Origin of the sequence: Telluria antibiotica, assembly GCF_011682055.1 — a bacterium.
GTDB lineage: Bacteria > Pseudomonadota > Gammaproteobacteria > Burkholderiales > Burkholderiaceae_D > Telluria > Telluria antibiotica.
Window position 1 is genome coordinate 433,364 of the sequence record NZ_JAAQOM010000001.1, and the last position, 13,289, is coordinate 446,652.

At 66.7% G+C, this 13,289-nt stretch carries 12 protein-coding genes; 4 read left to right on the forward strand and 8 right to left on the reverse strand.

Features of this window, described 5'->3' with window-relative positions; all coding sequences use genetic code 11:
- The first annotated feature begins 57 nt into the window (after positions 1-57).
- From HAV22_RS01775 to HAV22_RS01790, 4 genes are all read left to right on the forward strand, one after another.
- On the forward strand, positions 58-792 hold the full coding sequence (locus HAV22_RS01775) for a GntR family transcriptional regulator (protein ID WP_166855870.1): 735 nt from the start codon (positions 58-60) through the stop codon (positions 790-792).
- A gap of 94 nt (positions 793-886) precedes the next feature.
- On the forward strand, positions 887-2,194 hold the full coding sequence (locus tag HAV22_RS01780; RefSeq protein WP_208296010.1) for an MFS transporter: 1,308 nt from the start codon (positions 887-889) through the stop codon (positions 2,192-2,194).
- A gap of 49 nt (positions 2,195-2,243) precedes the next feature.
- Positions 2,244-3,524 (forward strand): MFS transporter, encoded by a 1,281-nt coding sequence (locus tag HAV22_RS01785; protein ID WP_166855872.1) that lies wholly within the window; start codon positions 2,244-2,246, stop codon positions 3,522-3,524.
- Entirely contained in the window at positions 3,521-4,429 is a 909-nt protein-coding gene (locus HAV22_RS01790) for an amidohydrolase family protein (protein WP_166855874.1), read from the forward strand. Before HAV22_RS01785 ends, HAV22_RS01790 begins: the two co-directional genes overlap by 4 nt.
- Positions 4,430-4,597: 168 nt before the next feature.
- On the opposite strand, the gene HAV22_RS01795 is transcribed toward HAV22_RS01790, so the two are convergent.
- From HAV22_RS01795 to HAV22_RS01830, 8 genes are all read right to left on the reverse strand, one after another.
- The gene (locus HAV22_RS01795; protein ID WP_166855876.1) at positions 4,598-6,013 is read right to left on the reverse strand and encodes an efflux transporter outer membrane subunit; all 1,416 of its coding nucleotides are present in this window, start codon (positions 6,011-6,013) and stop codon (positions 4,598-4,600) included.
- A 9-nt stretch (positions 6,014-6,022) separates the two neighbouring features.
- A complete protein-coding gene (locus HAV22_RS01800) occupies positions 6,023-7,228 on the reverse strand; it encodes an efflux RND transporter periplasmic adaptor subunit (RefSeq protein WP_229421008.1) in 1,206 nt (401 codons plus the stop codon).
- 360 nt (positions 7,229-7,588) lie between these two features.
- Complete coding sequence (locus HAV22_RS01805; RefSeq protein WP_229421009.1) at positions 7,589-8,902, reverse strand: MFS transporter; 1,314 nt, start codon at positions 8,900-8,902, stop codon at positions 7,589-7,591.
- Positions 8,903-8,969: 67 nt separating this feature from the next.
- Entirely contained in the window at positions 8,970-10,106 is a 1,137-nt protein-coding gene (locus HAV22_RS01810) for a porin (protein WP_166855882.1), read from the reverse strand.
- A 46-nt stretch (positions 10,107-10,152) separates the two neighbouring features.
- Positions 10,153-10,602 (reverse strand): type II 3-dehydroquinate dehydratase, encoded by a 450-nt coding sequence (gene aroQ, locus HAV22_RS01815; protein ID WP_166855884.1) that lies wholly within the window; start codon positions 10,600-10,602, stop codon positions 10,153-10,155.
- Positions 10,599-11,483, reverse strand: a complete 885-nt coding sequence (locus HAV22_RS01820) for a sugar phosphate isomerase/epimerase family protein (protein WP_166855886.1) — start codon at positions 11,481-11,483, stop codon at positions 10,599-10,601. Before HAV22_RS01820 ends, aroQ begins: the two co-directional genes overlap by 4 nt.
- Entirely contained in the window at positions 11,480-12,325 is an 846-nt protein-coding gene (locus tag HAV22_RS01825; protein ID WP_166855889.1) for a shikimate dehydrogenase family protein, read from the reverse strand. Before HAV22_RS01825 ends, HAV22_RS01820 begins: the two co-directional genes overlap by 4 nt.
- Positions 12,318-13,199 carry a 4-hydroxyphenylpyruvate dioxygenase gene (locus HAV22_RS01830; protein ID WP_166855891.1) on the reverse strand — a complete coding sequence of 294 codons (882 nt, stop codon included), beginning with the start codon at positions 13,197-13,199 and terminating at the stop codon, positions 12,318-12,320. Before HAV22_RS01830 ends, HAV22_RS01825 begins: the two co-directional genes overlap by 8 nt.
- Between the last annotated feature and the right edge of the window lie 90 nt (positions 13,200-13,289).

Here is a 13,289-nt window from a genome sequence, read left to right on the forward strand (position 1 = left end):
GTCCGCAGGCTCTGTACAGTGCAATTCAATTATTCATATATATGATTAGAGGTATTGATGAACTTCTCGTCAAAACACGATGACCGGTTGCCGCTGTACCAGCGCCTGCGCGACGAGCTCAGCGAGCGGATCGCCTCCCAGCAATGGCGCCCGGGCGAAGCAATTCCTACCGAGGCGGAACTGGTGAAGCAGTTCTCCGCCTCGATCGGCACGGTGCGCAAGGCCATCGACATGCTTGTGGCAGAAGGCACGCTCGAGCGCTTCCAAGGCCGCGGCACATTCGTGCGGCGCGCCCGCTTCGATTCGTCGCTGTTCCGCTTCTTCCGCTTCCAGAAGGATTCGGGCGAGCGCCAGGTTCCAGAGGGCCGCATCTTGCGGCGCGAAGTCGTGGAGGCGCCGTCGGCGGTGGCGTCCGCGCTGCGCATCGCGCCTGGCACCAAGGTCATCCACCTGTCGCGCCTGCGTGTGTTGGACGGCACGCCGCTGCTGGCCGAATCGATCTGGCTGCCGAGGGAAAAATTCGAGAACCTGCTGGACATCGACACGAGCGAATTCGGCGACCTGCTCTACCCGCTGTACGAAGAGCGCTGCGGCCAGGTGATCGCGTCGGCGGAGGAAGACCTGACTGCGGAAGCCGTCGACGACGTGCATGCGCGCCTGCTGCAGCTGCCGCGCGGTGCACCCGTCATCGTGGTCGAACGGCTGGCGCTCGGCTATGACAGGCAACCGCTCGAATGGCGCCGCTCGCGCGGCCCGGCCGACAAGTTCCGCTACCACGTAGAGATTCGCTGACCGGCTTTCCAGCCGCGCCGTAACGACAGAGGCCAGCCTGGCGACAGGCGGGAATGGCCCCCTTTTACCCATTCAATTCGCCCCGGAGATACACATGCATTCCACCACCCTCGAGACGGCGCCGCGCGTCGTCTCGGACCTCGAACGCCGGACCATGCGCAAGGTCGCATGGCGCCTGCTGCCGATCCTGATGATCGGCTACTTCATCGCGTTCGTCGATCGCGTCAACGTGGGATTCGCCGCGCTGCAGATGAACCATGCGATCGGCCTCAATGCCGCAGCGTTCGGGCTCGGCGGCGGCCTGTTCTATCTGACCTACGTGCTGTTCGAGATCCCGAGCAACCTGGCGATGCAAAAGGTCGGCGCGCGCCTGTGGATCGCCCGCATCATGATCAGCTGGGGCATCGTGTCGGCCTGCACCGCTTTCATCACGGGGCCGAACTCCTTCTACACGATGCGCATCCTTCTCGGCGCGGCCGAGGCGGGCTTCTTCCCCGGCGTCATCCTGTACATCACCCAATGGTTCCCGGCGGCATACCGCGCGCGCATCATCGCGATCTTTATGGTGGCGGTGCCGCTGTCGAGCTTCGTCGGCTCGCCGCTGTCGGCCGCGCTGCTGCAGCTGGACGGCCTGTTCGGCATGCAGGGGTGGCAGCTCATGTTCGTCATCGAGGCGGCGCCTGCCGTCCTGCTGGGCCTGATGGTGCCGTGGCTGCTGACCAACAAGCCGCAGCAAGCCGCCTGGCTGGACCAGGAAGAAAAGACGTGGCTCGTGCGCCAGCTCGAGAGCGAACACGCCGCCGCCGGCAAGGCGAATAAAGGCACGCATCGCCTGCGCGACATCCTGCTGAACCGCTATGTGCTGGCCGCGGCGCTGGTGTATGCCGGCGCGTCCGGCGCGAGCCAGTGCCTGTCGCTGTGGCAGCCCCAGATCATCAAGTCGTTCGGCCTGTCGACACTTGAGACCGGCCTGCTGAATTCGGTGCCGTTCGGCGTCGCCGCGCTGCTCATGCTGTGGTGGGGCAACCACTCGGACCGCACCCGCGAACGCGTCTGGCACAGCGGCATGCCGCTGGCCACCGTCGCCCTGAGCCTGACGCTGGTGCCGCTCACCCACGCGTCGCTCGCACTGACGGTCGCGCTGCTGGTGCTCGCCGTCACCGGCACCTACATCTTCAAGGGTCCGTTCTGGGCACTGGCCAGTGAATGGATGCCAGGTGCCGCCGCCGCGGCCGGCCTCGCACAGGTCAATGCGGTTGGCAACCTGGCCGGGTTCGCCGGCTCGGCCCTGCTCGGCGCCATCAAGGAAGCCACCGGCAGCTTCGCGCTGGCCCTGCTCCCGATCGCGGCCATCTCGGCGATCGGCTGCGTGACCTTGCGGCTGCTCGCCCGCAAGCGTTGACACCATCACCACGATAACGACAACGGGCACTGGCCCGACGGAGACTACAATGTTCAACTGGTACCGGGACATCACGTCCCAGGAGCGCAAGACATTCTGGGGCTGCTTCGGCGGCTGGGCGCTCGACGCGCTCGACGTGCAGATGTTCAGCCTGGCAATTCCCGTCCTGATCGCCACATTCGGACTGGACAAGACAGACGCTGGCCTCGTCAGCGGCGTGACGCTCGTGTCGTCCGCGCTCGGCGGCTGGATCATGGGAGCGGTCTCCGACCGCATCGGCCGCGTGCGTGCGCTGCAGCTGACGATCGTGTGGTTCTCGGTGTTCACCTTGCTGTCGGCATTCGCCGCGACCTTCAGCCAACTGCTCGTGCTGAAGGCGTTGCAGGGCTTCGGCTTCGGCGGCGAGTGGGCCGCCGGCGCCGTGCTGATGGCCGAAGCGATTCGGCCGGAACACCGCGGCAAAGTGATGGGCACCGTGCAGAGCGCCTGGGCCGTCGGCTGGGGCGGCGCCGTGCTGCTGTACGCCGTGGTCACGATATTGCTGCCACCGGACCTCGCATGGCGCGTCATGTTCGGCATCGGCGTCCTCCCCGCCTTCCTGATCGTCTACGTACGCCGCAACATCACCGAGCCGGCGCGCGGTCTGCTCGATCGCGCGCGGCGCGCACCCAACCAAGTGAATCCGTTCGCGATCTTCCGGCCGGACGTACTGCGCGTGACGATCGTCGGCGCGCTCGTCGGCGTCGGCGCGCACGGCGGCTACCACGCCCTCATGACCTGGCTGCCGACCTACCTGAAGACGGAGCGCCACCTGTCGGTGTTGGCGACGAGCGGCTACCTCGCCATCGTCATCATTGCATTCTGGTGCGGCTGCATCGCCAGCGCGTGGCTGATGGACCGCATCGGGCGCCGGCCGAATCTCGCACTTTTTGCCGCCTGCTGCGTCGTCACCGTGCTGGCCTACGTCTTCCTTGACCTGGGCAATACCGCGATGCTGGTCCTCGGCTTCCCGCTCGGATTCTTTGCAGCCGGTATTCCTGCGAGCCTGGGCGCCCTGTTCAACGAACTCTATCCGGGCGAGATGCGCGGCGCTGGCGTCGGCTTCTGCTACAACTTCGGGCGCATCGTGTCCGCGGGCTTTCCGATACTGGTCGGTCACATGAGCCGCGACATGTCGCTCGGCACGGCGATCGGCGTGGATGCCGGCCTCGCGTATGCGCTCGTCGTGGTGGCCGTCCTTGCGCTGCCCGAAACCCGCGGCAAGATGCTGCAGCAGGATCTATCTTCCGACACGGAGCGTGCCCCCTTGCCGGCACCCGACATCCGATGAACCGACGACAATTTCAAGCCGCGATGGCCAGCACACTGCTACCTCCTCTCCAGACAGGCTGCGCGAGTACCGCACAGCGCGACGAATCGCTCCACTTGGCGGCCGTCGACACGCACGCCCACGTCTTCCGCCGCGGGCTGACGCTTGCGCGCGAACGCCGCTACGCGCCCGACTACGACGCCCTCCTCGCCGACTACCTCGGCATGCTGGACACGAACGGTATCGCGCGCGGCGTGTTGGTGCAGCCGAGCTTCCTGGGTACCGACAACAGCTTCCTGCTCGCCGCCCTGGCGCAGCAGCCGGCACGCCTGCGCGGCATCGCGGTCGTGGCGCCGGCGACGCCGATGGCGGAACTCAGGCGGATGGACGGCCTGGGTGTCGTGGGCATTCGCCTGAACCTCGTCGGCGGCGCCGCACTTCCGGATTTCGCCGACGGGGCCTGGCGCGGCCTGCTGCGACGCGTCGCCGATCTCGGGTGGCAGGTCGAGGTGCACCGCGAGGCGGCCGACCTGCCGCGCATCCTGCCGCCGCTGCTGCAGGCCGGCGTCAATGTCGTCGTCGACCATTTCGGACGGCCGGCGCCGGCGCAAGGCGTGCGCGATCCTGGTTTCCAGTTCCTGCTCGACGCCGGCGCCAGCCGGCGCGTGTGGGTCAAACTGTCCGGCGCTTATCGCAATGGCGGTAACGAAGCCGGGCAGCAGATCGCGCTGGCGGCGACGCCGCTGTTGCGCAATGCATTCGGCCTCGATCACCTGGTGTGGGGGAGCGACTGGCCGCACACGCAATTCGAGAGCAAGGTCGACTATGCGCATGCACGCCAGGCCCTCGACGCTTCCCTGCCCGATCCCGGGGCGCGCCACGCGGTGCTGGTCGATACGCCGGCAACCCTGTTTCGCTTCACTTGACCGGACGATGTGAAAATTCGCTCAACCCGTGTCGCCGTCAACGCGCTTCGCTACCGCAACAGGATGGCTAATGGTCGCTGCTAGCGGAACCAGTGGCTCAGGAGCGTGATCGCCGAACCGGCGATCGGACCAGGCGTCAGTCCTGACTGGGCGCCCTGCCACCATTGATCAAGTTTTTGCGGCAGGCTGATTGCCTAAGCGTTGATCGTCCTTCCAACCGCCGCCGAGTGCCTTGTACAAAGACACCGTCGCCTGCAGGCGCTTCAATTTCAATTTCCCCATATCGTTCTGCACGTCCGATAACGCGCGCTGCGTATCGAGCACCGTCATCAAATCTTCGGCGCCCGACTTGTATCGGATTTCCGCCAGGTCGTACGCCTGGCGCGCCTGCTCCAGTTCGGCTGACTTCAAGCGCCGCTGCTCATCCAGGCTGCGGATCTGGCCCAGCGCCGTATCCACTTCCGACAGGGCGGCGATCACGGTCGCACGATACACCTGGACCAGTTCCTGTTTTCGCGCGATGGCGAGGTCGCGTTCCCGCTTCAGTCGGCCGCCATCGAAAATTGGCGCCATCAGCGAGGCACTGACATTGGCGAGCAGATTCGGTGCATTGAGCAGCGACAGCAAGGCGCTGCTTTGCGCGCCCATCGCCCCGGTGAGGTTAATGCTGGGGAACAAGTTCGCCCGGGCGACGGCGACGTTCGCATCGGCGGCAGCCAGGTTGGCCTCGGCGCGGCGGATATCGGGCCGGCGCGACAGGAGCTCGGACGGCAAGCCAGGCGACACCTCGGGCAAGGTAATCGTGTCCAGTCCAACCTGGCCGACGGAGAATGTCTGCGGCGTTTTACCGAGCAGGATTGCCAGCGCCGACTGCGCTTCGCGCTCCTGCTGCATTAAGTCCGGTATGTCCGATTTTTGCTGCGCCACGACGGACCGCTGGCGCGCCAGATCGAGCGTCGAGGCGGCACCCGCGCTTTGTTGTACCTCGACCAGCTTCAGGACATGTTCGGCGTTCGCGACGTGCTCGCGCGCGACGACAAGCCGGTCGTGCAACGACAACACCTGCAGATAGGTCGACACGATGCCGCTGGTGACCGTCAATGCCACGGTTTGACGGTCGAAACGATTCGCCTCGAGCGATGCTTCCGCGGATGCCACGCTCGCCTTGTTCTTGCCCCAGAAATCGACTTCGTAGGATACCTGCAACGAGCCGCCGGCGGAGGTGCTCGCGCTGCCGCTTCTGATCGGCACGGCGCGGCTGGCGTCGCTGTAGAAATTTGCAGTCGGCAGCAAAGACACGCCGGCAATGCGCGCCTCGGCCTCGGCCTGCTTCACGCGCGCCAGTGCGCCCGCGAGTTCCAGATTGCTGGACTGGCCTTCATCGACAAGATGCGTCAGTTCAGCACTACCGAACCGCTGCCACCAATTCTTGTCAGGCCACTCCGGATGGTTCGGCGGTCCAGGGACGGTCCAACCGGCAGGCAAGTCGACCTTGGGCGGCGGTTCGGCGATGGGTGCATGGCTGGCACATCCCGTCAGCACAGAGCAAGCCAACAATGTCAGCGTCAAGGCGCGGTGCGTCATCGGCGTGCCTCAGGAGCCCGATGCCATGGCGGACGTCGTGCCGGCATCCGGCGCAGGAAGCACATTCGGCACGGGGCCGACCAGCACCTTGTCGCCTGCAGCCAAGCCGGACAGGATCTGCACCTGCTGCGAATTGCGCAATCCGACCTTCACCTTGCGGGCGGCAACGTGTTGGCCGGCGTCGAGCACATTGACGTTGTACTGGCCGTCCTCGTCCTGCGCACCGAGGCCTTTCGCGGGCAGCAGCAATGTATCGCGCGCCTGCGCGACGACGAACTGGACCTGCGCACTCATGCCGCTCATCAGTTCGCGGTCCGGATTCTTGACCTCGAACAGGACAGTATAAAAGGCCTGCTTGCCCTGCTCGCCCGTGCCGTCGGCCGGGATGGGAATGACTTGGCGCAGCTTTCCCGACCAGTGTTTTCCCGGATAGCCAGGGGTCGTGAAACTCGCTGCCATGCCAGGCCGCAAGCGCGTCACATCGTCTTCCGCAACGCGCGCGGCCACCGTCATTTCCGACAGGTCGGCAATCCGGAGCAGCGGTGCGGCAGGTTGCGCGGCAGCGAGCATTTGTCCCGTGCGCGCCGCCATCGACACGACGGTGCCGGCAATCGGCGACCTTACCAGCGTTTTCTGGCGCGCTTCCTCATCGATTTTCAGTGTTGCTTCGAGTTCGTGGATCTGCGCCGTGATCGCATCGACGCGCGCGGTTGCCGATGACGCGTTCATCCGCGCCGATTCGAAGGCCTCCTCGCGGGTCGCGTTTTGCGCTTTCAACTGGGTCTGGCGCTTGAACTGAAGCTGGGCGAATTCAAGTTGCGCGCGCTGGTCGGCCAGATCCGCCTGCAGTCGGGCCATCTGGGCACGATTGCTTTCGACTTTGGCGGGTTGTTGGGTCGGCGTGATGTCGAGCAGGGCCTCGTCGACCTGGACCGTGTCACCGATGGCGACCAACACCTCTTTCACCTGTCCGCCAATCTGGGCGTACACGTCGGCCCATGTGTGGAGTTGAAGCTTGCCGGCAGAGTCGACCGTTTGCCGGATGTCGCCGCGGCGCGCGGTGACAGTGTCGAGCTTGACGGGCGCGGCTGTGGCCGCAGGCGGTGACGGTTTGGTTGCTTGCGCCAACACGGGACTGGCTCCGAGCACAGCAGCCAGAGAAAGCAGAGCCGCCGCCAGGTCGCGGGGAGACACGCGCTGGGCGCGGCTGGTCAAGGGCGATGTTCTGTCTTGTCGATCAGCAGGCATGGGACCACATCAGAAAAATTTCGAGTATACACACATTCGGGGAGCCGGCTGATCGCCTTGCAAGACTCATCCCGTCCTCCCGACGGCAGTCGACAACAACTCGGGAACTAGGATGGAGGCGAGGATGGGAGTCGGGCCCATCGTACACTGTGCGGCAACACCGCCCAAACAAGGACGTTCGGTCGCTGCATCAAAGCCGGCAACCCTGATGAACGCGGACCTCGGAGTGCAACCAGACTTGGGACGATTACGTCAGCAAGCCACTGGATGCTGACGAATACGGCGGCATTGCGCCGCCGTCAAGGATTCGCAGTTCACCGCAACAACCTAGACCTGCTTGCCCAGTTCCGCCATCGGCGTGCGGCACGTCTCGCGGCACGTGGCCACCGTCAGCGCGGCGGCGCCGGCAGCCGCGGTCACGAATGCGGCCACGGGCACCCAATTGCCGGGATCGTTGCCCTGGAGGGCGGCGCAGATCGTGGGCGCGAAGCCGGCCAGCGCGAAGCCAAGCTGGGTGCCGACGGCCATGCCGGACAGGCGCACGCGTGTGTTGAACATCTCGCCGTACAGCGCCGGCCAGACGCCGTTCGCGGCGCTGTAGACGACGCCCGACAGCAGCAGGCCGCACGCGAACACCAGCGGCATATTGGCGTGCGCGATCGCCCACAGGTACGGCCACGCCAGCAGGCCGGAACCGAGCGCGCCGGCGATGAACACAGGCTTGCGGCCGATGCGGTCCGACAGCGCCGCGAACAGCGGGATCGCGCACAGAGCGACGAGGTTCGCGCAGACCAGCAGGGTCAGCATGGCGGCGCGCGGGAGGTGCATGGTATTCACCGCATACGACAGGGTGTACACGCTGAACACGGTCGACACGACGGCGACGAGCGCCCCCAGGATCACGCGCAGCACACACGCCTTGTGGTGGCGCGCCAGCTCGACGAGCGGTCGCCGCGCGGCCTTGCCTTCCGCGGCCTGGTGCTCGAACGCGGGCGTTTCGGGTAACGTGCGTCGCACCCAGAAGCCGATCATGACGACGACCGCGGAGAGAAAGAACGGGATGCGCCAACCCCACGCCAGCAACTGCTCTTCCGGCAGCGCGGATACGGGCAGGAACACGAGCGTTGCCAGGATCAGGCCCGCCTGCGTGCCGGACAAGGTAAAACTTGTGTAGAACGCACGCTTGTCGGCGGGCGCGTGTTCAAGGGTCATCGAGTTCGCGCCGGCCTGCTCTCCCGCGGCGGACAAGCCCTGGAACATGCGCAGCACGACGAGCAAGCCAGGCGCCCACAGGCCGACCTGGTGATACGTGGGCAGGCAACCGACGAGGAACGTCGCGAGGCCCATCAGCAGCAGGGTGAGGGTCAACACCTTCTTGCGCCCGTGGCGGTCGCCGATGTGCCCCAGCAGCAGCGCACCGATCGGCCGCGTGACGTAGCCGACGCCGAACGTGGCGAAGGCGGCGATGGTGCCGGCGGCCGGGTCGAACGCCGGGAAGAAGATCTTGCCGAACACGAGGGCCGCGGCCGTCCCGTAGATGAAAAAATCGTAGTATTCGACCGCGCTGCCGATCCAGCTGGCCAGCGCGGCCTTGCGTGGAGCGGCACCGCCCGGTGCCGGCGCCGCGGTTTCGGTTGCCAAGGGCGTCGCGCCCGATTCGTTGCTTAGCGTCGTTGAAGCCATGTCGTCCTCCAGAATGTTCAAGTTATCAGAATCGGTGCAGGATGCCGAGCTGCAGGCCGGCGAGCGCACGGCCGTTGACGTCGGCGCCGGCCAGGTTGGCCGACGGCGCCGCCGAGCTGCTGAAGCGGAAGCCCGCGCGCGCCTCGTTGGCCAGCCGGCTCGCAAAGCCGTACAACGTCGTGCGCTTCGAGAGTTCGTAATAGGTGCCCGCGTTGCAGCCGGCCGCGCCGGCGCCGCCGCCGCTCGTGTCGCGCAGGCGGCCATATAGGACCCCCACCCGCAGCCTGGGCGTGACGCGAAAGTCGGCCGACAGCTGCCAGATGTTGTAGAAGCGGCGCGCGTGCGGGTCGGTGCCGGCCACGCCGTTGTTCGGCGAACCGATGTTGCTCAGGATGGACGCGGCATTCCAGCCGTTGGCGTTATTCGTCGAATTATTGCTGCGCAGGACGGCTGCGTACAGCGTGCCGCGCCCGTATTTGTAGTTCAGGTAGGCGTTGTCGTAGCGGATGGCCGTGCGCACCGTTCCCGCATCCTCGGCCCAGGCACGCAGGCCGGCATAGCCGGCGCGCCACGGACCGCCCTGCCAGTCGACCGCCAGCTGGACGACCGGATGGCGGCCACGCACGCTGACGCCGTCATTTTCCGGCAGCGCGTAATGCACGCTGCCCTGCAACCCGGCGCGGCGCACGGTCTTGAACGACACGTCGTTCTCGTAGCGCGACGGCACGCCGAACGTGTTCACCACGGAACCGAACGTCGTGCGCTCCGTGTAGTCGATGGCGCCGCCGATCAGGAAGATATCGGTATTCTGGCGGCCGAGCCGCAGTTCGCCGATGGGTGTCTCGATGCCGATCCACGCCTGGCGGTCGAACAGGCGCGTCGACTCGGCGCTGGTCCCGGTGTCGGCGTTGTGGCCCAGTTCGAGCGTGTAGCGGACCTGCCAGCCGTTGCCCAAGTCTTCGGCGCCGCGAAAGCCCAGCCGGCTGCGCAGGATCGCGCCGTCGTTCAGGCCCAGTACGTGGGCGCCGCTGTCGCTGCGGATGTAGCCGATGTACTCGTCGAAATTACCGTAGATGGTCACGCCGGAATCCGGTCCGGTGCCGGCCAGCGCCAGCGTCGGGCAAGCCGCCGCCAGGCAAGCGCACAAGGTGCTCACTTTCATGGTTGTCTCCTGATTGTCGTTATAGGTCTTGTTTTGTCGTGCGTGCTCAGGCGGCCAGCGCTGCGATCGCCAGCGCGTAGCCGCGGATGCCGAATCCCGCGATGACGCCTTCCGCGACGGGCGCAATCCACGAGTGGTGGCGGAAGTCTTCACGCGCATGCACGTTCGTGATGTGCAGCTCGATCGTACGTACCCGCGCACCCGCGATCGCGTCGCGCAGGGCGAGCGACGTGTGCGTGTGCGCGCCAGCATTCAGCACCACGCCGGCCAACCTGCCCTCGGCCTGCGCCACGCCCGCCTCGTGCAGCGCGTCGATCAGTACGCCCTCGTGGTTCGACTGGCGGAAGTCGAGATCGAAACCGTGCTGCGCGCACGTGTCCATGCAAAGGCCCCGCACGTGGTCCAGCGTGTGCGCGCCGTACACGGCCGGTTCGCGCCGGCCCAGCAGGTTCAGGTTCGGCCCGTTCAGCACCAGCACTGCCTTCCTTGTCGTCATGCCGGGACCTCCACGCATGCTGCCTGGCGCACCTGCAGGCTGCGCCGCAGCACCTGGTCGGTCACCCACTTCGCGCTCGCATGCGCGCGCCGCGCGACGAAGTCCGGCGACAGCTGCTGGTAGTCGTCGTTGAACACCTCGAAGCTGTAGTCGCCCCGGTAGCCGGCGCGCGACAGGCAGCGCAGCATGCGCGCCAGCTCGTCCGAGTGTGCGCCTTCGCCGGGGTAGACGCGCAGGTGGCGGGCCGTTTCGAGCCGCTCCTCCGGGCTGCGCAGCTCCCGCCACATGTAGTCGGAAAGCTGCACCAGCGCGATCCGGTCGCTGGGGATTTCGTCGATGCCGTCGATGTCGCCGCGGTTGGCGAGGATGTGGTACGAGTCCAGCACGACGCCGAGGTTGGCGTGGTCCGCCAGCGCGACCGCGTCCCACGACTGCGTGAACTGGTTCACGTGCCGGCCCCACGACAGCGCCTCGTAGCCGATGCGCACCCCGAGCGGCACCGCGAGCGTGGCCAGCTTGGCGAGCTGGCGCGCGATCAGGCCGATGTCGCCGCTGGCGTGGCTTGACGTGCTGGAACACACCATCAGCAGTGGCGCGCCCACGGCGCGGCAGACCTCGAGCATCTGGCGGGCGACATCGAGCTTGTACTCGTGCAGGTTCCCGTCGAGGCCCTCGTAATCGCGCATCACCTGGATGCCGGTCACGCGCTGGCCGCTCGCGCGCACCAGCTCCACGGCCGCGGCAAGGCCGCCCGGATATCCGGTCAGGTCGCGCGCCCACAGCATGATCTGCGCAAAGCCGGCCGCGCGCGATGCCGCCAGCTTGGTCGCCAGCGAGCCGCCGAGGGTAATGGTGTCCATGCCGAAGCTCGCGAGATTCATAGCACCTCCAGTGCGCGGAATGCGGATGCGGGCACGCCGGGCCAGCCGAACAGTTCCAGGTACAGCGGCGACTGCTCGATCATCATCTCCTTGCCCTTCTGGATGCGGCAGCCGCGCGCCTGCGCTTCCGCCAGCAGCCGCGTCGTCTCGATCTTCATGCCGCAATCGGCCACGATGCACGCGGCATCCACGCCGCGCAGGTCGATCGGCAGCGGGTCGTCCGTGTGCATGCCCAACGGTGTGCAGTTCACGACGACGTCGTAGCCTTCAGCGACGGGCCGTCCCAGGCCGACGACGGTGCCGGGATAGGCGGCCTGCAGCCGGGATCGCAACGCCGCCGCCTGATCCGCGCGGTTGTCGCACACGTCGAGACGTGCGATGCCACGCGCTGCCAGGGCGGCCGCGACCGCGCAGCCGACGCCGCCGCTGCCGACGACGAGCGCACGTCCCTGCTCCCAGGGAAACGCGGCGCCGCCGCACGTGCGGTCGAAGGCGCGAATGAAACCTTCGCCGTCGATCAGATCGCCGTGGACGACGCCCTCGGGCCCCTTGTAGATGGCATTGCAGGCGCCGGCCAGCGCGGCGCGCGCGCTGACGACGTCGACCGCCCCCACGCTCGCGGGCTTGTGCGGAATGGATACGAAAATGCCGCCCACGTTCTCGACGGCCATGAGCATACGCACCGCGGCAGCGTATGCGTCCGGGGCGATCTTCAGCGGGACCACGCGCGCATCGATGCCGTGCCGCTTGAAATACGTGTTGAACAGGATCGGCGCCTTGACCTGTTCGACCGGCCAGCCGATGACGGGGAAGATTTTCGTGGTGCCGGAGATCTCAAGCATGACGGCCTCCCGGTTGGCTTGCGACAAGCTCGAAGCTGACACCCTGCACGAGCTGGGTCAGCGCGCCCTTCGCATCCTCCGTCGGCGCGGTGGGATCGAGGAACGGCACGCCGCGGGCCTGCAGTGCGCGCACGGCTTGTGCCACGCCCGGCACGCCGAAGCCGACGCGGATCAGCTGCTCTTCCCAGCGCAGGCCGGCCGCGCCCTCGGGCGGTTCGACCAGCTGGACGTAGAACCCGCCGCACGGACTTTCCAGCAGCGTGCCCTTGTGGACGACGCCGAACCAGTGCCCTTCCGCCAGCGGGCGGAACGCCATCAGCTGGCGGTAAAAATCCGTCCATTCCGGCGTGCGGCCGGCGCCGATGGCCTGCACGACCCCGAACAGGTGCATGCCTGCCAGTGCCGGCGGCGCGGGAGGCGCGCCCGGAATCGGGCGGAAGTCCACGTCGTAGATCGAGAAGTCGCGGAAGCTGTCGACGAAGTAGAGGATCGAATCCCCGGGACCGTGCACGCCCGGGATGTTCAGTTCCATCACGCCAGCCCGCGTCGGGATGGGCCAGGCGCCGAGGTCGAGCGCACGACGGTAAGCCTGGCTCGCGTCCCGCACGCGCAACGCGACGGCGCCGATCACGGTGGCCTGCGGATCGCCGTCCGACTGCGGGAGCGAGCGGCGGTCGGCGTTCACGATCAGGTGCATGTTGCCTTGGCGGTAAAGTGTCACTTCGCGCGAACGGTGCCGCGCGGTGGCCACGAAGCCCAGCTGCTCCAGCTGCGCGCCGAGCGCCTGCGGCCGGGTCGTGGCGTATTCGATGAATTCGATGCCGTCGATGCCGAGCGGATTGTCGGCGTCGGGTGGCGAAGGTTGCCTGTCCATGGTGTTCCTTGCGTAACGATGTACGACGCAGTATAGGAAGGACAATTCGACAAAAATACGGGGGCAAACCGGAGAAAATGCGACAATCGC

Excerpts from the sequence above, each read along its gene's own strand:
- HAV22_RS01775 (WP_166855870.1), top strand. The coding sequence starts at position 58 with ATGAACTTCTCGTCAAAACACGATGACCGGTTGCCGCTGTACCAGCGC.
- HAV22_RS01825 (WP_166855889.1), bottom strand. The coding sequence starts at position 12,325 with ATGCTTGAGATCTCCGGCACCACGAAAATCTTCCCCGTCATCGGCTGG.
- HAV22_RS01810 (WP_166855882.1), bottom strand. The coding sequence starts at position 10,106 with ATGAAAGTGAGCACCTTGTGCGCTTGCCTGGCGGCGGCTTGCCCGACG.
- aroQ (WP_166855884.1), bottom strand. The coding sequence starts at position 10,602 with ATGACGACAAGGAAGGCAGTGCTGGTGCTGAACGGGCCGAACCTGAAC.
- HAV22_RS01820 (WP_166855886.1), bottom strand. The coding sequence starts at position 11,483 with ATGAATCTCGCGAGCTTCGGCATGGACACCATTACCCTCGGCGGCTCG.
- HAV22_RS01780 (WP_208296010.1), top strand. The coding sequence starts at position 887 with ATGCATTCCACCACCCTCGAGACGGCGCCGCGCGTCGTCTCGGACCTC.
- HAV22_RS01795 (WP_166855876.1), bottom strand. The coding sequence starts at position 6,013 with ATGACGCACCGCGCCTTGACGCTGACATTGTTGGCTTGCTCTGTGCTG.
- HAV22_RS01785 (WP_166855872.1), top strand. The coding sequence starts at position 2,244 with ATGTTCAACTGGTACCGGGACATCACGTCCCAGGAGCGCAAGACATTC.
- HAV22_RS01790 (WP_166855874.1), top strand. The coding sequence starts at position 3,521 with ATGAACCGACGACAATTTCAAGCCGCGATGGCCAGCACACTGCTACCT.
- HAV22_RS01830 (WP_166855891.1), bottom strand. The coding sequence starts at position 13,199 with ATGGACAGGCAACCTTCGCCACCCGACGCCGACAATCCGCTCGGCATC.